Annotated in this window: 15 protein-coding genes and 2 tRNA genes; 3 read left to right on the plus strand and 14 right to left on the minus strand. The window is 42.4% G+C overall.

Annotated features, from left to right (window positions below):
* Positions 1-21: 21 nt before the first annotated feature.
* The 9 genes from PQO05_RS18130 to PQO05_RS18170 form a co-directional block, all read right to left on the minus strand.
* The gene (locus PQO05_RS18130) at positions 22-612 is read right to left on the minus strand and encodes an RNA polymerase sigma factor (RefSeq protein WP_273628851.1); all 591 of its coding nucleotides are present in this window, start codon (positions 610-612) and stop codon (positions 22-24) included.
* A 262-nt stretch (positions 613-874) separates the two neighbouring features.
* Positions 875-2,944 carry a glycoside hydrolase domain-containing protein gene (locus tag PQO05_RS18135; protein ID WP_273628852.1) on the minus strand — a complete coding sequence of 690 codons (2,070 nt, stop codon included), beginning with the start codon at positions 2,942-2,944 and terminating at the stop codon, positions 875-877.
* Between the two features lie 25 nt (positions 2,945-2,969).
* Positions 2,970-3,833: a glycerophosphodiester phosphodiesterase family protein gene (locus PQO05_RS18140; RefSeq protein WP_273628853.1), complete on the minus strand. Its 864-nt coding sequence runs from the start codon at positions 3,831-3,833 to the stop codon at positions 2,970-2,972.
* Between the two features lie 78 nt (positions 3,834-3,911).
* A complete protein-coding gene (locus PQO05_RS18145; protein ID WP_273628854.1) occupies positions 3,912-5,444 on the minus strand; it encodes a RagB/SusD family nutrient uptake outer membrane protein in 1,533 nt (510 codons plus the stop codon).
* A gap of 26 nt (positions 5,445-5,470) precedes the next feature.
* A complete protein-coding gene (locus PQO05_RS18150; RefSeq protein ID WP_273628855.1) occupies positions 5,471-9,082 on the minus strand; it encodes a SusC/RagA family TonB-linked outer membrane protein in 3,612 nt (1,203 codons plus the stop codon).
* A 115-nt stretch (positions 9,083-9,197) separates the two neighbouring features.
* Positions 9,198-10,178: a FecR family protein gene (locus PQO05_RS18155; RefSeq protein ID WP_273628856.1), complete on the minus strand. Its 981-nt coding sequence runs from the start codon at positions 10,176-10,178 to the stop codon at positions 9,198-9,200.
* A 67-nt stretch (positions 10,179-10,245) separates the two neighbouring features.
* Complete coding sequence (locus PQO05_RS18160) at positions 10,246-10,890, minus strand: RNA polymerase sigma factor (RefSeq protein ID WP_273628857.1); 645 nt, start codon at positions 10,888-10,890, stop codon at positions 10,246-10,248.
* A gap of 224 nt (positions 10,891-11,114) precedes the next feature.
* Positions 11,115-11,993 carry a hypothetical protein gene (locus PQO05_RS18165; RefSeq protein ID WP_273628858.1) on the minus strand — a complete coding sequence of 293 codons (879 nt, stop codon included), beginning with the start codon at positions 11,991-11,993 and terminating at the stop codon, positions 11,115-11,117.
* Between the two features lie 20 nt (positions 11,994-12,013).
* A complete protein-coding gene (locus PQO05_RS18170) occupies positions 12,014-13,267 on the minus strand; it encodes a YdcF family protein (RefSeq protein ID WP_273628859.1) in 1,254 nt (417 codons plus the stop codon).
* 358 nt (positions 13,268-13,625) lie between these two features.
* Between PQO05_RS18170 and PQO05_RS18175 the strand changes: the two genes are divergently transcribed.
* The 3 genes from PQO05_RS18175 to PQO05_RS18185 all read left to right on the plus strand — a co-directional run bounded on the left by PQO05_RS18175 (position 13,626) and on the right by PQO05_RS18185 (position 16,551).
* A tRNA-Cys gene (locus PQO05_RS18175) sits at positions 13,626-13,697 on the plus strand.
* Positions 13,698-13,729: 32 nt separating this feature from the next.
* A complete protein-coding gene (locus PQO05_RS18180) occupies positions 13,730-14,641 on the plus strand; it encodes a PIG-L family deacetylase (protein WP_273628860.1) in 912 nt (303 codons plus the stop codon).
* A 362-nt stretch (positions 14,642-15,003) separates the two neighbouring features.
* Entirely contained in the window at positions 15,004-16,551 is a 1,548-nt protein-coding gene (locus PQO05_RS18185; protein ID WP_273628861.1) for a S10 family peptidase, read from the plus strand.
* A gap of 8 nt (positions 16,552-16,559) precedes the next feature.
* Here the strand turns inward: PQO05_RS18185 and PQO05_RS18190 are convergent, their stop codons facing one another.
* From PQO05_RS18190 to PQO05_RS18210, 5 genes are all read right to left on the minus strand, one after another.
* The gene (locus tag PQO05_RS18190) at positions 16,560-16,994 is read right to left on the minus strand and encodes a hypothetical protein (RefSeq protein ID WP_273628862.1); all 435 of its coding nucleotides are present in this window, start codon (positions 16,992-16,994) and stop codon (positions 16,560-16,562) included.
* A 16-nt stretch (positions 16,995-17,010) separates the two neighbouring features.
* A complete protein-coding gene (locus PQO05_RS18195) occupies positions 17,011-18,150 on the minus strand; it encodes a hypothetical protein (RefSeq protein ID WP_273628863.1) in 1,140 nt (379 codons plus the stop codon).
* 15 nt (positions 18,151-18,165) lie between these two features.
* Positions 18,166-18,238, minus strand: a tRNA-Cys gene (locus PQO05_RS18200).
* Between the two features lie 128 nt (positions 18,239-18,366).
* Entirely contained in the window at positions 18,367-21,111 is a 2,745-nt protein-coding gene (locus PQO05_RS18205) for a M14 family metallopeptidase (protein WP_273628864.1), read from the minus strand.
* Positions 21,112-21,147: 36 nt separating this feature from the next.
* The gene (locus PQO05_RS18210) at positions 21,148-22,485 is read right to left on the minus strand and encodes a RagB/SusD family nutrient uptake outer membrane protein (RefSeq protein ID WP_273628865.1); all 1,338 of its coding nucleotides are present in this window, start codon (positions 22,483-22,485) and stop codon (positions 21,148-21,150) included.
* Position 22,486 lies beyond the last annotated feature (1 nt).

Here is a 22,486-nt window from a genome sequence, read left to right on the forward strand (position 1 = left end):
TACTTTAAGAAGGTGTTAAGTTTACATTAAACCTTCTACCACCTGAAATACCAGGAATGAGAAGTAAATGAGCGAGCCTTGCTCCATGCAAATACGCAACCTTTTTAGGGCTTCTGAAATATTATTTTTAACGGTTTGTTCTGACAAGCCAAGTTCGACAGCAATTTCTCTGATCGATTTATCCTCAAACCGGCTCAATTGAAAGCACTTACGCATATTGGAAGGCATTTTAGATAACTCCTCGTCAACAGTATGCTTTACTTCTTTTAATAAGATCTGATCATCCGGCTGGGCCGACCGCTGAATGTTCTCCAATAAAACATCAGCGCCGACTAATCTTATTTTATCCTTCCGGAACCCCATCATTACATTACTCCGGGCTACCGTATTTAAATAGGGCATAAAAGATTCCTGGGCATAAAGAACTTCCCTGTTTTTCCAGATGTATAAAAAAACGTCCTGTAAAATATCTTTGGTCTGGCTTTCGTCCTGGGTTAAACGGTAAACAAACGAAAAAAGCTTCTTCCAGTACCTGTTAAAAAGTACGTGAAACGCGTCTTCATCGCCCAGGGCCATAGCCTCTAATAATGCCTGATCTGATTGGTTTATCATAAAAAATGTCACACTTCCTGCCTACAGTAATAGGAAAAGCATATTTAACGCTCTGTTTATGGGCTGGCCATACGCTCGCATCCGTATGGTCATTCAATAGTTTGCCACAAAATTATCCCTGTGAGGTAAAGTCTATGTTAGAGCGACATTAATAAAAGGCACATTGTGTAACAACCTTGTAGAACTAGTGCTTAAGGCAGGTGAGGTAAGTGGATGAGCCACTATCAAAGCGCCTGTTCCGGGTTTCGAAACAGGCGCTTTTTTATTTTAAGTTGATATCAGAGATCCATTGATCGGCCAGTCCGAATTGTTTATTGGGTTGATCGGATGCCGTTATCGTTAATGTTCCACCCTGCATAATTTCCTGGTGGGTTAACCAATTTCTGTTAATGATTTTACCGTTGAGTTTAACAGATTGAATGTATTTATTATGTTCGGCATAGTTAACCACATTAATCCTGAAACTTTTACCACCTGGCCAGTTCAGCTCAACCTGGTTAAAAAGCGGCACATTTAAATAATAAACCGGCCAGCCCACACAAGCCGGCGAAAAACCACAAGCGGCAAAAACAAACCAGCCCGACATAGCCCCGGCATCATCATCCATGGTGCGCACATAGGTATCGGGCTTGTTCTGGTAAATTACATCAACAAAGGGATCTATACCCCGGCTGTTATCATTAAAATAGTATTGCACCACGGTATCCACAGCATATTTATGCATCATAGCCTGCGATTTGTAAGGCTCTAAAGATGCGTTGTACATCAGTGGAACCTGGATATCAGGCTCATTGGCGTGGTTATAATAATCATTGTTAAAAAACTGATCGAGCTGTTTGATATTAGTTTGTGGGCCGCCAATCAGTTCAGTTAAGCCTTTTATATCAAATGGCACAAACCAGCGGTATTGCCATACCGTACCCTGATACAAGCCACGGGCAGGGATACGATCAACATCGTTCTTGGTAATATCTTTAAAATCTTTGTTCCAGTAATCTTTATAACCCAGTGCTTTTTGTTTGTACTGATTGCTTAACTCGGTTTTACCCGTAATAGCCAGTATTTGCGATAGTGCCCAGGCATCGTAGCTCGATTCCAGAGCCTTATCGGGATGCGAAAAATCGAGGCGGTTAACTTCTGCAATCAGCGAATCGGTAATTTTGTTGAAATCTACTTTATAGCCTTTACGGTAAGCATCCAGCAAAACAACAATAGCATGCTCGGTACGTACCGTGTTTGATGGCTCATGCTGTGTAGCGTAATCCTTTTTACCAAATTGGTATAGATTAGCCAGTGAGGTAGTAATAGATTTGTATCTATCTGGGTATAGCAATGATAGTAATGGTAATTGTGTACGATAGTTATCCCAGATAGCCCAGCCGTTATAAACGCTGTCTGTGGTATGTTGCAAACTGCCATCGGTACCCCGGTAAGTACCATCAGGTTCAGAAATCAGGTAGGGCGATTGGATGGTGCGGTACATTAAAGAATAAAACAGCTTCTCTCTTGCAGGGTCGCCTTTAACACGGATGCGGCTTAAAGCCTCATTCCATCCTTGCTGACTTTTACTTTTCAGCTGATCAAAATCGCCAATGGTAAGCGCAGCTTGTGCATGCGCCACATCAACCGATGAAAAAGCAATGTTTAATTGTACTTGCTGGGTTTGAGAACCCAATCCTACAACCAGTTTATGCGCCGCTGTATTGGTAAACTTAACAGGCTGATTAAACCTGATAGCATAATAAACCCGGTAAATACCCACGTTACAAGTGGTGCGCGAATCAACCCAGCCGGTTAACCCGTCAGTTTGCAGTTCATGTTCTTCGGCTACAAACTTGTTGGCCAGTGTGTGGCTTAGATCAATAATAAATCCTTTTTTGCCCTGCGGGAAGCTATAATTTTCAACTCCCTGATTTTTGTATACGGCTATTTTAACTGCGATACGATTGCTGAAAGAAACCTGGTAAAAACCTGCGCCCGCACTTTCATTAGCTTTAGTAAGATCAACTACTGCGCTATCGCCCAAAAATGGTGCGATTAAAATATTACCACCGCTCCCCTGGCAACCTACACCCTCGAAACGGTTATGTGTAAAGCCCAGAAATGTTTTGGCCTTATGCTCATATCCCATGTGCAGGTTGGGATATGTTTGTGGCCCGATACTCATCATACTGAATGGATAAGATGCGGCAGGCGACATTTGCCCATGATCGCCGGAGGACCCCAAAAATACATTAACCTCATCAGCAGGCTGTGCAATCGCTGGATTTTTAGTTTGAGCCGAAAGTGTTAAGCCAACAAATAGTAATAATGTAGAAAATAGGAGTTTCATAGTAGATGCAGGGTAAATACAGGTATTAACGGTGGAGTTGTTTTTTTCTCAGGTATTCCAAAAGTAATTTCGGGCGATCTGTCTGGATAATGGTTGCACCATGGTTAATGATCCAGTCCCAACTGTCTTCTTTATTATCGTCTTCAACGGCAGTATCATCATCGTGCCCGCCGTTAAGCGAAGCCCATAAAGAGTTGATCCAAACTTTAGATCCTGTTTTGGTGATGAATTTATTATCGGTCAATATAGCCGAAGTATCCTTCGTGAAAATCAATTCGAAAGCATAAGGTTTCATGCCTTTCAGGTAATCAGTAATTACTTTTCTGGCATCTGGTTTATCCAGGTTTACCACCGGCATATAGATAATCCTATCTACCAGTTGTGGGTATCTGTGCTGAAGCGAGTCAAAAGGCATTTCTGATTTAAAGATGGCCTGCTTTAACGTACCGGTCTCTTTTAAAATAGCATAAGCTTCGGGGTAAACATCGTAGCTTTTATCAAGGTTTACTTTTACGCCGCTGCCTTTTAAAGCCAGCATTACTTCTTTTAATGTAGGGATAGGATTATTGGTTACACGGCCTAAACCATTTTTTAACCTGAAGACTTTAATTTCATCTAGCGTATAATCGGCAGGCACGCCTTTGCCGTTGGTGGTACGGTTAATAGTTGCATCGTGCATGATAACGATTTCACCATCTTTCGTTTTTTTCAGGTCAAGCTCAACAATATCAACGCCCATATCGGCAGCATATTGAAAGGCTCTTAATGAGTTTTCGGGGGCATTGCGCCAGTCGCCGCGGTGTGCGGTTACCATTATTTTATTTTGAGCCTCGGCAGCTCCAAATTGCACTAAAGCTATCGCAAATAGCAGGCACGTTCTTAATTTCATTTAAAGTAGATTAGGGGTAAATATCGTAAAACAAGAAGAGGAGAAATTGCCCCCTCCCCTTCTTATATTCAGTTTTTATTAATAACCAGGGTTCTGGTACATCTTAACCGGATCGAGTTTGTACTCATCAAACGGAATAGGATAATATCTGTCCTTAGTTGTAAAGTTAGCTAAGATGGCCGAGCCAAAATCAGCCTGTGGTTTGCTTTTGAAATAAGCTACCAACTCGTCAGTGGTAAAGGTTCTTAACAAATCGAACCAGCGGTGGTGCTCAAACGCCAGTTCTACGCGGCGCTCGTGCAAAATGGCCAGTTTTAATGTTGGGTATTTTGCAGTGTAGGCAGGGTTGGTAATTGAAACTGCATAAGTTGGCATACCAGCCCTTACGCGTACCTGATCCAGGTATGTGATAGCGCTTGCATTGTCGCCCAGGTACATATTTACTTCGGCCAGCATTAAAATTACGTCTGCATATCTCATCAAGATCCAGTCGTTACCACCGTAACCTAAGTTGGTAGCAGCGGCGCTTGCATCTCTGAATTTGGTAATAAACCAATCTTTTACAATTGGATCGTTAGCATATTTAACAGAGAAAGTCATACGTGGGTCGTTTGCTTCATAATCATTGATCAGATCATGTGTAACGTTACCACCCACACCAGATGATGCTTTTAACGAGTTAATCGTTTCTCCTTTTGCCTGGTTGTTGGCTGCAATTGATGAGCTGTAATTGATATCGCCCTGTTTATTTACAATCTGCCAGATCAGCTCCGGGCAGGTTGATTTTTTATTCACATCAAAAACATCGGTGTAAGGAATGCTGCTCAACGCGCCAAAAGTGCGCATGTTATATGCAGTCATCAGGAAATTTTTAGCATTGGCCAGGTTGGTTGCACGGTTGGCCTGATCCTGCGTGGTAGCCATGGTCAGATATACCTGGCCTAAAAATGCGTTTGCAGCAGCTTTAGATGCACGGCCAATGTTTCCTCCTGTTTGCAGGTTAGGCAGCGGGCTGTTAGTTACATCTGTTAAGTCTGCAACAATTTGTGCGTATACAGTAGCTTGTTTCTCACGAAAAGTGTTTGCAGTAACTTCTGTAGAAGCCAGTTGTTTGGTTACCAATGGCACATCGCCCCATAAACGTACTAAATGAAAGTACATGATGGCACGTAAAAATTTAGCCTCAGCAACATACTGCGCTTTTAAGCTGGGATCAGGAAAAGCAACGGCATCAACGTTTGATAAAACCGTATTTGCACGGGTAATAGTACCATATAAAGAAACCCAGTGTGATTTTAAATAGGTATTACTTGCCAGCAGCGAAAAGTTATTGAACTGGAATGGCTCACCTGCGTTACTCTGGTTATCATTTGTGCCGGTATCATCAGAACGCTGATCTGTCCAAAGATCACTGGTTTCACCGATATTATTACCACTTCGTAATGATTGATAGATACCGTTAACGGCCAGCAATACATCATTAGGCGATTGGTAACTTGCAGCAACGCCAACTGCATTGGGGTCGCTTTGCTCTAAAAAGCTTTTCTTACATGACGAACTTACCACCATAAGTGCAGCCAGGCATGTTACAGCTATTAATTTCTTTTTCATCTCTTTATCTCTCGTTAAAAAAATTATTAAAATGTTAGGTTAATACCCAGGTTGTACGATCTAACCAGCGGATAAACACCGTAGTCGATACCTGGCGCAAGGTTTGCCGGTTGAGTGTTGTTAGAACCACCTGCTGAGTAGTTATAATCAACCTCCGGGTTGTAACCTTTGTACTTGGTAATAGTAAAGGCGTTTACTACGCTGGCAAATATGCGGGCGTTGCCGATACCTAATTTGTTTTTAACCGCAGTTGGGATGGTGTAACCTAATGTGATGTTGGTACATCTTAAAAATGATCCATCTTGCAGGTAGAAGGTAGATAATCGGGTACTGTTACTTTGTGTACCACCGCGTGAAGCACGGTAAACTGTGCCATTGCCTGGATCGGCAGCGTTACGGTAACGGTTAGCTACATCTTCATACTGGTTACCAGAACCTTCCATGTTGTACAGGTAATAATCCTGGCCATCCAATACCTTGTTTCCTTGCGATCCGTTAAAACCGGCGCCTAAATCAAAGTGTTTGTAGGTTGAATTTAAAGTGAAGCCGTAAGTAAAGTTGGCATAAGGCGAGCCGATCACAGTTTTATCTGCATCTGTTACTTTACCATCGCCGTTGGTATCCACAAAATACAAATCGCCCGCTCTTAATGGGTTGGTTGATGCTGTTGATTGTGCCACCTTGTTAATATTCTCTGGTGTAACCATACCACCTACTTTAAAGCCGTAGAACATACCAACCGGTTGGCCCTGCTCGGTAATATTGGTTAAGTAAGAACGCTCTGCACCGTTGATGATAATGGTGTTATTTGCAGGCAACTTGATAACCTTGTTACGGTTAAGAGAGATATTACCCCCTGCATTAAAGGTGAAATCCTTATCGTTGATGATACGACCATCCAACTGTAAATCAAACCCGGTGTTTCTGATCTTAGAATCTTTAAGGTTGGTTAAGATCGTAGTACTACCAGAGATAGCCGAAATTGGCTGATTATATAGCAGGTTATAAGAATAGCTTAAATAGTAGTTGGCAATTACAGATAAGCGGCCTTTAAACAGGCTGATATCTGTACCGATGTTATACTGTGATGTTGACTCCCAGCTCAGCTTAGAATCTTTAATACCTCCGGGGTAAGTTGCGTTGGCAATAGTGCTGCTGTTACCAAATACTACACCCGTTGGGCTGGCCAATGTTTGCACGGTATTGTAATTACCAATATTGTAGTTACCACTTAAACCCCAGCTTGCGCGTATTTTAACGGTTGACTGATCGCCCAGGAAGCTATGATAGAATGGCTCTTGCGAAAGTACCCATCCACCGGCAACCGAAGGGAAATAACCATACTTGTTAAGCGGGCCAAAACGTGATGAACCATCGGCACGGAAAGATCCTGTTAAAAAGTATTTGCTATCGTAGTTATAGTTAATACGGCCTAAGTAAGAAAGTAAGGTATAAGTAGATTTAGCCGTCGGTACCAAACCTAAACCCGTTTGTGGGTTGGTTGTAGTTACCAAAGTAAAGTTGCTTGGATCGGCACCTTTACCTGTAATTTCGGGGATGGCATCATTTTGGAAACCACGTGCATAAACGCTTAATACATCGCTGCTTGTTTTTTGAGCGGTGTAACCAGCTAAGGCATCAAAATGATGTTTACCAATTTGTTTGTTATAGTTTAATGTAAACTCGCCTAACTGATCAAGCTGCGAGGTAGTTTGTGCTGCTGCTGTTGCCGCTGCGATAGCCTGGGTTGACCCCGGAGGGAAAGCGCCGCTGCTTAACGTTGTAGGCAGATAGTAATCATACTTTTCGTTATAGGTTTGTGTACCTAAGTTTACTTTAGCGCTAAAGCCCGGCAATATGGTATAGGTTGCATTAGCATTGTAGGTACCACGGTAACCTTTACGGGTTATCTTGGTGCGCTCAACTAAAGCAACAGGGTTTTCGATAGACTGGTAGCCGTAAGCTGTTGATTGTGCAGCTTCTGCGTTGGTAGCCAATGTACCATCTGCATTGTAAGCAGGCAGGTAAGGCATGTAGATCAACGCGCCTAAAATAGGGCTATGGTCAAAACGGCCTTCCTGAACTTCTCTGTTATAGTTTTGGGTGTACGATATGTTAGCGCCGATGTGTAGTTTTTTGTTAACATCACCATCTACATTGGTACGGAAGTTATAACGCTCCTGGCCTGTAGAATGGATAATACCATCCTGGTTCTGATAACCACCGCTTATATAATAGCGAATATCTTTTGATGCACCAGAGAACGACAAGTTATGTTTCTGAAAGAAAGCGTTATGGTATAACTCGTTCTGCCAGTCTGTATTTACTGTTTGGTGAATTAAAGTTTGGGTAGCATAATTGTACAAACCATCAGGGATACTTACACTACCTGCATTACCCACATTGGCAATACGGGTTGCGTTAGGGTCAGAAAACATACCGTCGTTCCAGGTATGACCAGTGTTAACCCATAGATCGCGGTAGGTATTGTTACGACCGTCAATTACCAACTGCGCAGCCTGATCTGAGTTAAGCAGTTTTACTTTTTTAGCCAGCTGGTTAACACCGGTTTGCACATCGTACTCAAATTTACCTTTACCTTCTTTTCCTTTTTTAGTAGTAATGATAACCACACCACCAGATGCACGCGAACCGTAAATAGCGGCAGAAGCAGCATCTTTTAAGATGTCGATAGATTCAACATCATCCGGGTTGATGTAAACATCATTACCAGCAGGGTAACCGTCAATTACATATAAGGGATCTGAGCTGGCGTTGAACGAACCTACACCACGTACCCTGATCTTCGTACTCTGGTAAGGTGCACCATCTGTTTGTGATACCTGTACACCCGCTACTTTACCAACCAGAGCCTGGCCAAGCGTAGGTGCAGATAAATTAAGCTCACTAGCTTTAACACTCGAGATAGCACCAGTTAAGTCGCTTTTACGGATTGATTGGTAACCGATAGCCACAACCTCGTTAAGCATATTGGCCGATGGCTTCATTCGTACATTAATTGTGTTTGACGTGCTCACAGACATTTCTGTAGTCAGGTAGCCAATAAATGAGAATACCAATGTAGAACCGGTTTCGGCAGTTAAGGCATACTTACCATCAATATCGGTACTGGTGCCCTGTGCCGAACCTTTAAGCCTTACCGTTACGCCTGGTAATGGCTGGTTGTTTTCGTCTGTAACTACACCAACCACTTTAATTTGCGTTTGGCCCGCTTTTAAAGTTGGCGTTGTAGTAGCCGGGATTTTATCAACCTTAATTACAATGTGGTGGTCATCAACCTGGCTGATAGTGCCTTTGTAATCTTTTAATAATTTTTTAAGAACCTCGCTAACGCTTTCGTTAGTAACGTGCAACGATACTTTTTTGTTAACATCAAGCACGTTATCGTAAGCAATAACAAAATCTGTTTTTTGTTCGATGAGCTTAATTACGTCACGGGTATTAACGTTATCGGCTTTAAATGAGACATAAACGTTCTGAATAGTCTGGCCGATGGCCGCCGAAGCCGATATAAAAACGTGCAGTAGTATGGCTACAATAACCAATGGGCGCATAATATAGGGGACTAAATATTTTTTTAAGCAAGTAGAAATTCTGATGCGATAAAAATTTTGCATTTTTGATTAATTTAAATGATTGTTGGATCGTATAAATTACAGGCGCTACTGTAGTGCCTGGTTACAATACAGGGAGTGGTGGTACATTCCCTGTACTTGTTTTAAGGGGGCTATCTCATTGTCGTTTGCATTTTGGGAGGTTAAGCGTTACAGTTTTATTGTGAATTTGATAGTCGGCTCCTGAAAGATTACCCAACACATTCAGCACTTTATCAATGGGCTCATTATCAAAGGCTACGGTATATAAGCGGCAATGATCATTAGTACCTTTTAGATTGATCTTCACATTATACCAGCGCTCTAAAGTGTGGGCTATTTCATTAAATGTGGCATTATCGAAACGAAGCCTGTTTTGCCTCCAGCCCAACATATCACCGGGTTGGATATCGTTTACGGTGTAGTGATCGCTCAGCTTATCGTAAGTAAACTGATGGTTACCTGTTAAAGATCCGGCAAACAAAAGCGGTTTGCCATTCGGGTTATTCTTTTCTACCTTAACCTCGCCGCTTTCTACAGCCACCTGTACTTTGCCATCCTCGGGATAAGCTTTAACATTGAAGGCTGTGCCTAAATCTGTGATCAGCAATTTGCCCGAGTGTATAGTGAAAGGCTTTTCGGCATCATGCTTTATTTCAAAAAAAGCTTCACCGGTTAAAATAATCTCTCTTGATTGCCGCCCGAAGTTTGAAGGAATTTTAATTGTGGAGCCAGAGTTTAAAACAATGGTACTTCCATCTGGAAGGGCAAATGATCTTCTGGCACCATTAGGTGTTTTAAAATAGGCGTAGGTAACGGCTTCCTGATTGTTACGTTTAGGAAGCAAGAAAAAGACCAAGCCTGCGGTAAGGCTAACCAATAGTATGGCTGCCGCCTGAAACCAACGATTATCGATTAAACGTTTACGACTTTGGGTAGCCAGTAAAAAGTTAATATTACGGTCGACTGAGCTAAATAGCTCAGCCTCCTGTTGAGGGTTTAACTGATGCTGAGGTTCCTGATTGAAACGGGCAAACCAATCTTCAACCAGTTTACGTTCGGCTTCGGTTGCGGTACCCAATTGGTAACGCTCAAATAATTCTTGTATCCTGCTATCCACTAATAGTGCTTTCTATTAGCTCGCAGCAAAAGGCCGAATGTCCTTTAAGATAATGTTAACAATACATTTAGTTTTTGTGCAGGATATTTTGAGTAAACTCCAACAACTGCTCACTGATCAATACCAGCGTTGTAGTTAACAGTTCGGAATAACTGCCTCGAAGATTTAACTTTAAACGTTTCAGCGCTTCTGATACATTATTGCGTACTGTTTTTTCTGAGATATTCAGGATCTCGGCGATCTCTGTGTTTTTCTTTCCTTCGTTTTTACTGAGCTGGTAGCAGTAGCGCATCGTTTCGGGGAACTGGCTTACCGTACTATCAATCTGAACGGTTAACTCGCGGGCAAAACGATGGTCTTCGGCAGATGGCTCTAACTGTTCGTCCAGTTTCTCGATCAAGTAACCCTCCCCTTTTAAACGGATGTTTTTTTTGCGATAAGCGGTGATCACCTGGTTACGGCTAAAAACATATAAATAAGTTTTAAACTCGCGTATGTTCGCTAACTGTTCGCGGGAAGTCCAGAGGTTTATAAAAATATCCTGGGTTACATCTAAGGCATCGTCGGTATCGGCAAGCCTGGCATTAACAATATTAAATACGTAGCGTTTATACTGCTGGTAAATTTCCCTGAAGGCGCCGGCATCGCCGTTACTGCACTTTGCCAGTAAATTCTGCTCTGCTGATACTTCGTTTATGCTGCTCTTCACCATGATCAATAGACAATGCAAAATATTGCAACCAATTAGAGAATATTAAATAAATCGCTTTAGCATCGCAGAAATACTAACTAATTAATGTTAGCATTATCATTCTGGCAACAAAACTAAGCGGGCTATCTTAAGCGAGGGCTATTTACATGTTAAGTTTATATTAACTTAAAATAAAAACCCCCAACAAATGTTGAGGGTATATTTATTAGCTAATAAGTTATACATTACCAGCTTGTTGTGGTAAAATTAACGTTGTTTTTTCTGGATGATGTTACCGCAATTCCTTTGTTATCATTGCCTATGAAAGAAAAACCCTCCAGCTCATCTCCCCTGTCTATTTTATCTACCTGGCTGATAACTACCTGCTTGCCAGCCTCCAAAGATTTCTTCAGGTCTACATAAGTAAAGCGCCACTGGCGGCCCTCTATTTTATTTTGGATCAAAACCAGCACACCTTTATCAGCTATCCAGTGCAAGTTCTGCACCCAAGGTGTACAGGTAAACTTTTTATAAAGCACGCCGGGTTCGCTTGTTTTCGAAGCTTTCTTCAATTTCTCGGGGTCATACAAACGCACCTCGTTGCCGTGGTCGCCATAATCGGCAGTGGCAACATACCATTTACCCTCGTATTTTACATACTCCGGGCGGGTACCTTGTATGCAGGCATCATCTTCAATGGTATTAATCAGGTTACCGTCAAGCGTGTGCGTACGCTGTAAGCCTTTCCAATCTATACAATAAATAACTGCTCTCCATTTGGTGCCCTCTGCATTTAACCGAATCGAGTTACCCATAAAAGTCGGCCCGCTTCCATTGTAGGCAATACCGGTAGGGTGATTAATCACATCTTCACCCTTTTGGGTAAGCTTGTATTCTTCTCCCTGGTAAACTAAACTATCCTTTACCATTTTAAATTTGCGCACCATACCAACTTCGCGGTCGCCATATAAAAAGATGTTACCATTCTGGTAAGAAATACCCTGGCAAGCACCCAAAGAATCGATAGTGATAGAGCGATCGAGCTTTTGGTCAATAGCATCGCTTTTTATAAAAGCACAAAGGCTTAGGGCTGCAAAAGCTGCAGGTATAATTTTTTTAATCATGATATTAATATTAAAATCTGTTAACGGGGATCAAGCGGCTCAGTTGGGTTAATCTGTAACGACTCAACAGCCGGGTAATATTCTACTTCGGTATCAGAAACGTGTTTACCTAATTTATAGGGTACGTAGCCTAACTCTTTTTCGCATCTTGGCGCCATATTCAGGATGTAATCGGTTTGCGATTTATCTGTAATTACAATGCCCGGTTTACCGGCAGGTATACCGTATCTAAAAATCTGGCGTGCACAGTTGCGCATGTTGGTAGTAGTATGGCGCGCATGCGGTTCCATAATAATTGCATTATCGGGTATGTGAAGGGTTTGTACCAGGTAACGCTTCATTTCTTCGGCCTCATTGTATTTGGTTTTATAAGGGTGCACTTTGCCACCCGAAACCATAATAAATGGCGCCTGCTTTAAATGATATTGCTGTGCAGCAAGGCGGCAACGCAGCATACCTTCGGCACTTAAGGGCCAGGTTATTTCCTCGGGGCCGGCGCCGGGTACCAAAATATTTGAATATGGATAATCACTCCATTTTACGGTTTTAATCCTGTCAATGGCTGCTTTGTTAACAGTCGACATCATTGGCTCATAATTGGCCGGATCATTACGCTCATTAATTTGCAGATACAGTAATGCTGCCTGAAGTGCGGGCTCGAAAAACAACCCGGTATTTTTAACATCGCCCAATAAAGTTGCTGAGCAGTTATAAATTAATACAGCATATCTTTTTGCATTAACATTAGAGCTGATCGAATCTACCTGCGGATAATGTGGCTTGTTACCTTCGGCATATACACCTATAGCGTAGTTGATGCCGGCCGCATCCTGTTCCCAGGCTTTTACCAGCAAAGCCGATGGTGACAGATCTTTATATAAAATATAAGTACCCGATGGAATAAGCTTAGTCTTAACCAGATTATCTAAAGCATTACCCGGTTGATAAAGTGCTGTTAAACGGGAGCTAACAGCTTTAACCTCATCGTCAGAAAATTTGATTTGAGTGGTATAGCATTTTGCGTCTTTACAATCAGTGATAGAAGCTTTAAGGTCAGACAACTTTTTCTGTGTCAGTTTAGCCAGCTCAGCATCGCTGCTAAGTAACTTATTGACAGCTTTATCATGACTAAAAAGCGTGAGCAGATAATAATTTTTATCCTGCACCCAGTTACCTGATGAGATAAGTGGATATGGATTGGAAGTTGTTTTAACCTGACTATAAACTGTAAAACCCAGGAATATCAACTGGAGCAGTAGTAATATTTTTTTCATGGCAGAAGATGTTTGACAAAGAACCCCTTTCTGCGTAAAGTAAAAGTTAACTGATTGTTATAATCTTTACAAAACCGCAGGGCATTCAGGAGGATATAAAAAATAATTTACTGTCCATTATAAGTATTTTCAAAAAGCTTATAATTCAAAAACATTTACTACATTTGAATGTCTACTAAATTAGTATACATTATTTAATAATGATCAAACACGCCATGTCATCTGTTTCTTTCTTTAACGACTCTTTTTCCGAAGGTCGTTATTGTTGTTGTTGAACAATTATATGCCCGGGCATGATTGCAATGTACGGAGCACAGGAAACAAGGGCACTAATAATAAAACTTTATAAAACATCAATGGTCAGATGGCCGAGTGGCTTAGGCGCAGGTCTGCAAAACCTGATACGGCGGTTCGAATCCGCTTCTGACCTCTAATAACTAACTAACTGACCAACGGGATGATATGAAGAAATGGAATTTTCTTTCGATTGTCGCTTTAATGCTGATAGCTAACCTTCACAAGGCCGAGGCACAGAATTCCTCAACCGGGCCTCATGTGCTGGTAGTAATGGCACATCCTGATGATGAAAGCACATTTTCTGCCTCATTATACAAGATTACCAAAGAACAACACGGCACGGTTGACTTGTTTATTATCACCAATGGCGAAGCCGGTTACAAATACTGTACCCTGGCCGAAAATTATTACCATTTAGAGTTAACCGATGAAAAGGTGGGCAGAAGCAATCTGCCCCGTATTCGCAAACAGGAAATTAAAAACGCCGGCCATATCCTCGGGATCAATAAATATTACTTCTTAGATCAAAAAGATTCGCATTATGGTCTTGATGAAAAAGACCCGCTGGATACATCATGGAATGTTAATTTAATAAAGCGACGTTTGAGAAATGTATTGGCAGAGGGGCACTATGATTTTATTTTTTCGATGCTCCCGGAAACAGCCACACATGGCCAACACAAAGCCGCCACCCTATTGGCTTTAGATGTGGTATCAAACTTACCAGCCGATAGCAGACCAATAGTTTTAGGTGCCAGGATCAGGAATAAAACAGATACAGCTTTCAGGTATACCCAATATGCAGGTTACCAGGTATCGAAATCGTTAACAGATACCGCCACTTTTAATGTAGACCGAACTGCCTCTTTCAGTTTCAAGCACCGTGTAAACTATAAGGTAGTTGTAAACTGGGAAATTGCCGAACATAAATCGCAGGGCGTAATGCAAATGGCGATGAATGATGGCGATTTGGAAGAGTTCTGGTATTTCTCATTAAACGGCCAGGATGGATTATCGAAAACCAAAGCATTATTTAATGAGCTTAGTCAGAACCCCTATTTATCGAAAACGTATTAAGCTATAAATCCATTAGAAAAATTAATCAGTGCTATTACAGTATCAATAATTTTAATATCTTTGAAATACTACAACATTAGTAGACATTATTAAGTGAAACAACAGCTATCCATAAACACCGCATCCCAAATGCGAATGCCTTTGCCAACAAGGGCCATGTATTGCTGTTGTTGTTAATTTTCCAGACAGTTTTTCCTGCTGATCTCTCCCTGACCTGTTGAATAAGCGGGCTATTTCTAAATAATATTTTTCGCTACTACTTTTTATACCGTCATGGTAACTATATTTTCAAATCCTACGTTAGCTGTAAACGTTAAGCAGCCTTATTCTTTCACTCATAACCATCTTACTATCTAATCGTTATGAAAAAGAATATCTTATTAGTAATTCTGATGAATGCCGCTACCCTCCTGTTTAGTTCATGGAATAAGTTGTCAGATCTGTATACGCAATCTGCATTAAAATTCAAGTCAGCTAGCATTACCGGCTATTCAAATACAGGTAACCAATTGGCTGTTACCCATCACCAGCTAAACGTAAATGGCTTACATATTAACTATACGGCAACGGCAGGCTACATGCCTATTATCAGCAAAGACAATAAGCCTATAGCGAAAATATTTTACGTGGCCTATCAAAGCGCATCACAACCTAACGCAGCCAAACGCCCCGTTACTTTTGTTTTTAACGGTGGGCCGGGTTCGGCATCTATATGGCTGCACATGGGTTCATTTGGGCCTGTGCGGGTTAAGTTTAAGAACGATAAAGGCGATGCTCCTGCAGCTCCCTATCAATACGAGGATAACCCTTATACCTGGTTAGGCTTTACCGACCTGGTATTTATAGATCCCGTTTCAACAGGTTACAGCCGTGCAGAGGATGGTGTAGATCCTAAAAACTTTCAGGGTTATAGCGAAGATATTAGCTCTGTGGGCGAATTTATCAGATCATACATCGCCAAAAACAACCGCTGGGACAACCCCAAATATATAGCCGGTGAAAGTTATGGAACTGTACGCGCTGTGGGGCTTGCCGGTTATCTGCAGAGCCATGATAACATTTATTTAAATGGCATTACCCTAATTTCATCAGCATTGAATTACCAACTGTTGAAGTTTAACCGGGGGAATGATATGCCTTATATTTACTACCTACCATCCTATGCGGTAACTGCACAATATCATCATAAACTATCACCCGAATTACAAAACCTGGCACCCGAAGAACTGGTTAAACGCAGCACCTCTTTCGCCAAAAGAACTTATGCTTACTTTTTGGCCGAAGGCGATGCTGCTTCGCCCGAACTAACCCGCAGTGTTATCGATTCGTTACATTATTTCACAGGCCTATCTAAAGAATATCTGACCAGCGTTAACGGTAAAGTTGCAGACCGGCAGTTTTTCAAGAAGCTGTTGGGCACTACAGACCAGGTAATTGGCGCATTCGACGGTCGTTTTGCAGGCAATAACCTGGATGATAACGATCAAAACTCCTACTACGACCCCAGCGAAGCCAACCTGACTGGTTTATTTGTATCCGCCTTTAACAGCTATATTACTAAAGAACTGAAATACTACAACGATTTGCCCTACCAGGCAACGGCAGATCTGTCCTCATGGAATAATAAACCGGTTACCAATAATGGCTTTTTGGATGTATCAGAATCATTGAAAACATCCATGACTAAAAACCCTCATTTAAAGGTAAACATGGTTTGTGGTTATTATGATCTATCTACCCCGGTAGCCAGCACAGCTTATGTTGTAGATCATCTGGGTTTAAAACCTGATCTACGCAAAAACATCAGCATGAATTATTATGCCGCAGGCCACTTAGTTTATATCAGTAAAGATGCAGATAGCAAACTTAAAAATGATGGTGAACTGTTTTATCATCGTTCATCGGAGTAACATCCAGACTATGGAAGCACAACTGCCTCTACCGGCACATCCCAATGAGCCAATAATAATTCGAACCGGTATTGTTCAGCCTTTTGGTACGCTTCCTGATCTGGGAATAATTGCTTTTTGTATGGGTCAACTATACTATAATCGAAAGCTAAATGTTCGTTTTTAAAAACTAAAGTGATTTTAAAGTCCCAACGGCTGTCTTCGCTGCTGTGAATGATGGGGGTTTCGGCTTTAATACTCAATATATCGCCATGCTCCAGTAATTTTTTAAGCAACGGATAGTGGTTCTTTTTCCAAAGGGCAATAAACTCATCGGCATGTCCCCATTTTACTTTATAATAATTTTCAATAGTAAACCCGCTTGCAGGTGCAGTTTGGGCGAAGGCTGATAAACTGGTGATTGAAGCTATAACAATCAGAAAAGTAACTGTAAGTTTTTTCATATCGTTTAAGTTTTAATTATTGAGCTATTGATGCTGTAGTGAGGTTTTTATAGATAAATAAAGGCGTATGATCATCGGTCGAAACCTTATCTGTTATAATACTTTGCCCGGCACTGCCCGGATTATTTCCTTTACCCAAAGGCCATTTTGCTTTAGTATTACTAATGTAAATACCTGCTATGGTAGCGGCGCTCATGGCAAAATCTGTACAATTATTTGAGCTTAGCTGATAATCTGTTTCGCTAAACTGGCTCACCAGTTTCAGGATCCTTTTAAACTTGTGGCGCGATATAAACTTGCCGACAAGCTCGTCCCAATTATGCCCGCCGTCATCTTTAAAGGTAGAACTTGTGGTTGGCAAAAGCGGTGTGGCCGACAGGATATTATCTTTCTTCGGGTAAAACCCGAATGACCGCGTTACACAGGTAGAATCATCGTTGTACTTAATCAGTGTAATAAACGTATGCCCGGTATTAATCCAATGAAATACCTTGCGTTTACCCGGAACCGGTTGTTTAACATGGAATAGCAACGCATAAGCAATGGCAGTTTTTCCATCATTAAAAGCTTCGGCTATCTGTTGGTTGCCAATGGCTTCAGAACGTTTCTCATTAACATGATTTTCCAGCCACTGCGTTTTCTGATTAAAAAGACTGTCATCTTTTAAGTTAAGACTGAGAATTTCATTTTCTGTAGAAGAACTATCTGCCTCATCCGGTTCATCTGCGTGAATACTACTTTGTGATACCACAGGCAATGTTTTCAAATAGCATTTCATAGCCAGCGGATATAGTTTTAACCGTGCAAAAAGATCGGCCATACGGGTATAAGCCTTTTTATCTGTTACGCCTTGATTAGCCAGATCCGAAATTCTGATATGCTTTAAAACACGGCTAAACTGGCGGTTCACTTTAGTTTCGGTCAGGCCATTGGTTTCTGTTAATAGTTCGTCTATGTTATCAGTTACGGAAGCATTAATTGTGGTTTCAGCAATACTATCCGGCCTATTTTTAGCTAATAAAGGCACTACCTGCGGTTCTGTTTTTGTAACGCGATAAACAGTAACACCGCTTGTATGCTGTCCGTTAGCAATCAATGGCACAAATACAGTAGCCACTATTTGCAGTACAATATACCTTCTAACAAACCGCATCATCAAATAAAATCTTAGAGGTGTGGGGACGGATTTGAACCGCCGTTGAGGGTTTTGCAGACCCTTGCCTAACCAACTCGGCCACCCCACCTTGTTAATGAACGGACCTGTCCCAACAACAGGCCCGTTCCGGCTTAATCAACCATTAACCATATCTGCCGCCGTTAAGCAGATTGGCCCAAACACCACATCTATAAATATGTGAACAGCAGCAAGTTTTTATTGCTCTTCTTCCTGCTGTCCCCCTGCCCTGCCGCCTGCCAGGTTAGCAAAGAATAACGAATTAATAAATAACCTGCCGGTTCCCAACCAATAACCACGGTAAGTAGGGTCATCGGCAAACAAAACAACCTTCCCCCTGCCACTTGATGACAGGATAATAGCCGCTGAATTTGCCACGCTGCTTACACTTTCGCGCGGGGCGTAACCATTTACAAATGGCTTGGCATTATATTGCGCCACTGTTGTATAACGGTTAGCACTTGGTTGTAAAATGGTAGCCCCGTTTTTATTGATGAACAATTTTCTGCTGGTAACACCAAAGGCAATCGGATTGGTAATATCCAGATCAGCCTGAAATATGGCACCATTTACACGTTTAGCACCTTCAACTTCTTCCTGGCGGGCAAAATCTAATCGGCCACTTTCAGAACGTCTGCGTCCTGTTGCTGGCGTTTGGTGTGTGCTATCTGCTGATGCCGGTTTTGCTGCCGGCGCACCTGCCCTTCTACCACCTGCCGGCGCTTGTTGCTCCGCGGGTGCAGTTGTATTTGCAACAGCAGTTGTTGCTTGTGCATTACCATCACGGCCGCCAAAGGTTGCAGGTACAACTTTTTCATTGGCGATGCCATGTTCAATAGCCCAGGCGCTTGCAGTTTGGAAGGTGATTAGTGTACCGCCATTGCTTACCCAGTCTTTAATTTTATCTACAGTTGCCTTATCCCATGCATTATATGCGCCGCCTGGTAAAATAAGTACGGTGTAACGGCTTAGGTCGGCACGTTGAAAACTGGCAGGATCAATTTTTGCTACAGGAAGATCGAGCTGTTGATTTAACAAAAACCAAACCTGCCCGGCTTCCGATGCGGTAACACCCTGACCAAAAGCAAGCGCTACTTCCGGTTTCTTAATAGCCCGGATGTTACTGCTACCCAAATCAATACCTTCCAGGCTGTAGCCGGTATTAACAGCCGCAAAATTTAAATGCGTTTCTACGGCAACTTCCTGCAATGCTTTGTACAATGAATCTGGCGAAACCGTTTGCCCAACAACAGGTATCACCAGCGAGCCACTGCCATAGCTTCGTTTACCCGCAGCTGTGCCTGCTGTAAATGGTTTAAATGCAGCCCTAACCAGTATTTGTTTGGTTAATAAATGATAGAGTGCGCGGCTGGCATTATAATCGGTATAGTTGAGCAGGTAGGCTAAATTAGATTTGCCGCCCTCAACAGTACCATTGGTTAATTCTACCGAGTTCACCAATGCGCCTTTAGCCGTCGGTGCAGCTAACCTGGCATATTTTAATCCATAAGCATGGATGATGCTCCAACCTGTATTATCGTAGTAAATGCTATCCGTAAGTGCGTTTTCTTCAAATATGGAGTGAACAATCAGGTAGTTAGGCTGATCTGATGGTACTATGTAAGCTTTGCCTTTTTGGAAGTTTTTGCCATCCTGTGCAACATTGTCGGCAAGCTGATAAACTTTAATGCGGTGTTGTAACAGCAACCCCAAAAACTTCTGTGTTAGGTTTACATCTTTTGCATCGCCAAAAACGTAAGCTTTGGTCGTGCTTTTCTGTCCTTGCTCTAAGGCGTATTTGAAAAAGTCTTTCTGGGTTTTAAATAAGCCTGCTTTTTCTGCTACTGATGCACGGATGGTTGAGAAACTTGTAGTAAGGTGATTACGGATAGAAAAAGCAAATGTAAGCGGGATGCCATTAGCTGATTCCTGCACAATACCTCGTGAACTAGCCTGCTCATAAGTAGCGGCGACAGCGCCATAAAACTTAGGATAAGTTGAGCCATAAATTGGCGACAAGTTATCATATCCTTCTTTGGTAAAATATAAGGAGCCTATGTTATCAAGCGCTTCAGCATTGTATTTGGCCAGCACAATTCCTTCATCATACAAAAACTGTGGGATGATTGGGCTGTAATGACTTTTAGGTGTTGGTTCAAAGTAATAGGTAGCGCTGGTGCCCTGCTCGTGAAAATCAATCTGCACGTTAGGGTACCACTGATGAAAAAATTCAACACGGTTACGGCTTTCTACCTGAACAAGATTTAACCAGTCGCGGTTAAGGTCGGTATAATAGTGATTGGTACGCCCCTGCGGCCAGCCTTCCTGGTGCTCTTTATCTGCTGGATCGGCAACGGGTGGGTTAGAATGGAATGAATTGTGCCAGTTAGCCGCACGATCGCGTCCGTCAGGGTTGAGTGATGGATCGATAAATATCACCGACTCCTGTAACCACTTTAAGGTTTCGGGATCATTACTTGCGGCAAGGTAATAGGCAACCAACAAACTCACTTCCGTGCTCGATGTTTCGTTACCATGCACGCCATAACCCAGGTGTATAATAACAGGTGCGCTGCTGCTGATCACCGGTTTGGCAGGATCAATCTGATTCAGGTGTTCCTGACGGATCTGATCCAATCGACCAAAGTTTTCGGGTGATGTTACGGTTGCAATAATCTGCTCCCGGTTTTCGTAGGTATGGCCAATGCTCTGTACATGGATACGGTTGCTAACACGTGCCAGTTCTCGAAAGTATGCCACCACCTGATCATGACGGGTATAGAATGAACCAATAGGATACCCCAGAAACTGCTCTGGTGTAGGGATCTTACTATCCAAAGCCTGGGCCTTGGGGAAGTAATAATTGCTTTGTGCCGATACGATCTGCACACTAAATAACAGCAGCCCAAACAGCAAGCTTGTTATTTTAAAGGTTGTTTTCATTTGTTTGATATAGGGTTTTAATAGTACTATGCTTAATTAATAACCTGGGTTTTGCGTTACATCCGGGTCAGACAAAATATCTGAATACGAGATCGGGAACAGCCAGTAATTCTTATTGGTAAGCCCCAAAACCGCACCGGCACGACCGGTGCGCACCAGATCGAACCAACGGTGTGCTTCGAACGGGAACTCAACACTGTTTTCATCTTCTATCGCCTGTAATACATCTGCCTGTGTGGTGGCTGTAGTTGCCGGTACACCTGCACGGGCACGGATGGTGTTTAAATCGGCAATTGCTCCGCTTAGGTTATTTTGCTGGGCACGAGCCTCGGCACGGATGAGGTAAAGCTCCGCAATCCTGATTACGTATGAGGGATCGATACTTGAAGATGTAGTGTTATACAATACACCATAAACACCGGCTCCTGTACCGGCTATTAGAGTTTTACGGGTACCACCAATATTGGGATTATTCAACTTGGCAACCAGTGCGTCAGACGGTTTAAGCGTATACTGCCCCCCCGCCGAGCTTGGGTACCACAAGTTCCAATAGCTATTTTTATCATTAGTAGAAAAGGTTAACTCAAATACAGACTCGGTACTTAAAAATGGTGCAGTGAAGAATGTATTGTAAGGTTTCACCAAAGCATATTTAGTATTGCTGATAACTTGAGTAGCATAGTTTTCGGCATCGCTCCATTGCTGACGGTATAGATGTAAACGGGCACGCAGCGCACGGGCTACGCTTTTTTGCGCGCGGTTACGGGTGCTCGCATCTTCGGGCAATAACTGCTCGGCCTTAGTTAAATCTGCCAGCACCTGATCGTAAGTTTGATCGAGGGTGCTGCGCTTAACACCTTTCAGTGCATTTAAATCTGTGGTTGGCGTCAACTGTAATTGTACACCTCCCCAGCCCCTACCCAGGTCGAAATAAGACAGAGCGCGGATAAAATAAGCTTCGCCCAAAATCTTGTTCTTCTCATCACTGGTCAATAACGGGTCATTCACCCCCGGTACTGCGGCTATCACGCTATTGGCCGAGTTAATTGTTTTGTAGATATTCTGATAAGCGGCAACGGTAATTACGTTATCAACCGGCACCGCATTCTGGTCCAGTTGCAGGTACTCATTCAGTGTTCCGTTAAAGATTACGTTATCGGCAGGCATTACACCCAAAGTTGGATAGTTGGATGCGTAGTAATTTTGCAACCTGTCATACGTACCAATAATGGCTGCACGAGCGGTACCGGCATCGGTAATGGCAGCATCTGTAGGCAAAAGGTTGTTGGGCTTCTCATCGAGATATTTTTTGCACGATGATGCACCAAGCGAAAGGGCAACTACTAAAAAGCTATAGATATATTTTCGTTTCATG

The sequence above is a fragment of the Mucilaginibacter jinjuensis genome, from assembly GCF_028596025.1.
Taxonomy (GTDB): Bacteria; Bacteroidota; Bacteroidia; order Sphingobacteriales; family Sphingobacteriaceae; genus Mucilaginibacter; species Mucilaginibacter jinjuensis.

Coding starts and splice junctions, on each gene's coding strand:
- PQO05_RS18170 (WP_273628859.1), bottom strand. CDS start 13,267: ATGAAAAAAATATTACTACTGCTCCAGTTGATATTCCTGGGTTTTACA.
- PQO05_RS18205 (WP_273628864.1), bottom strand. CDS start 21,111: ATGAAAACAACCTTTAAAATAACAAGCTTGCTGTTTGGGCTGCTGTTA.
- PQO05_RS18180 (WP_273628860.1), top strand. CDS start 13,730: ATGAAGAAATGGAATTTTCTTTCGATTGTCGCTTTAATGCTGATAGCT.
- PQO05_RS18185 (WP_273628861.1), top strand. CDS start 15,004: ATGAAAAAGAATATCTTATTAGTAATTCTGATGAATGCCGCTACCCTC.
- PQO05_RS18130 (WP_273628851.1), bottom strand. CDS start 612: ATGATAAACCAATCAGATCAGGCATTATTAGAGGCTATGGCCCTGGGC.
- PQO05_RS18190 (WP_273628862.1), bottom strand. CDS start 16,994: ATGAAAAAACTTACAGTTACTTTTCTGATTGTTATAGCTTCAATCACC.
- PQO05_RS18165 (WP_273628858.1), bottom strand. CDS start 11,993: ATGATTAAAAAAATTATACCTGCAGCTTTTGCAGCCCTAAGCCTTTGT.
- PQO05_RS18210 (WP_273628865.1), bottom strand. CDS start 22,485: ATGAAACGAAAATATATCTATAGCTTTTTAGTAGTTGCCCTTTCGCTT.
- PQO05_RS18150 (WP_273628855.1), bottom strand. CDS start 9,082: ATGCAAAATTTTTATCGCATCAGAATTTCTACTTGCTTAAAAAAATAT.
- PQO05_RS18145 (WP_273628854.1), bottom strand. CDS start 5,444: ATGAAAAAGAAATTAATAGCTGTAACATGCCTGGCTGCACTTATGGTG.
- PQO05_RS18160 (WP_273628857.1), bottom strand. CDS start 10,890: ATGGTGAAGAGCAGCATAAACGAAGTATCAGCAGAGCAGAATTTACTG.
- PQO05_RS18135 (WP_273628852.1), bottom strand. CDS start 2,944: ATGAAACTCCTATTTTCTACATTATTACTATTTGTTGGCTTAACACTT.
- PQO05_RS18195 (WP_273628863.1), bottom strand. CDS start 18,150: ATGATGCGGTTTGTTAGAAGGTATATTGTACTGCAAATAGTGGCTACT.
- PQO05_RS18140 (WP_273628853.1), bottom strand. CDS start 3,833: ATGAAATTAAGAACGTGCCTGCTATTTGCGATAGCTTTAGTGCAATTT.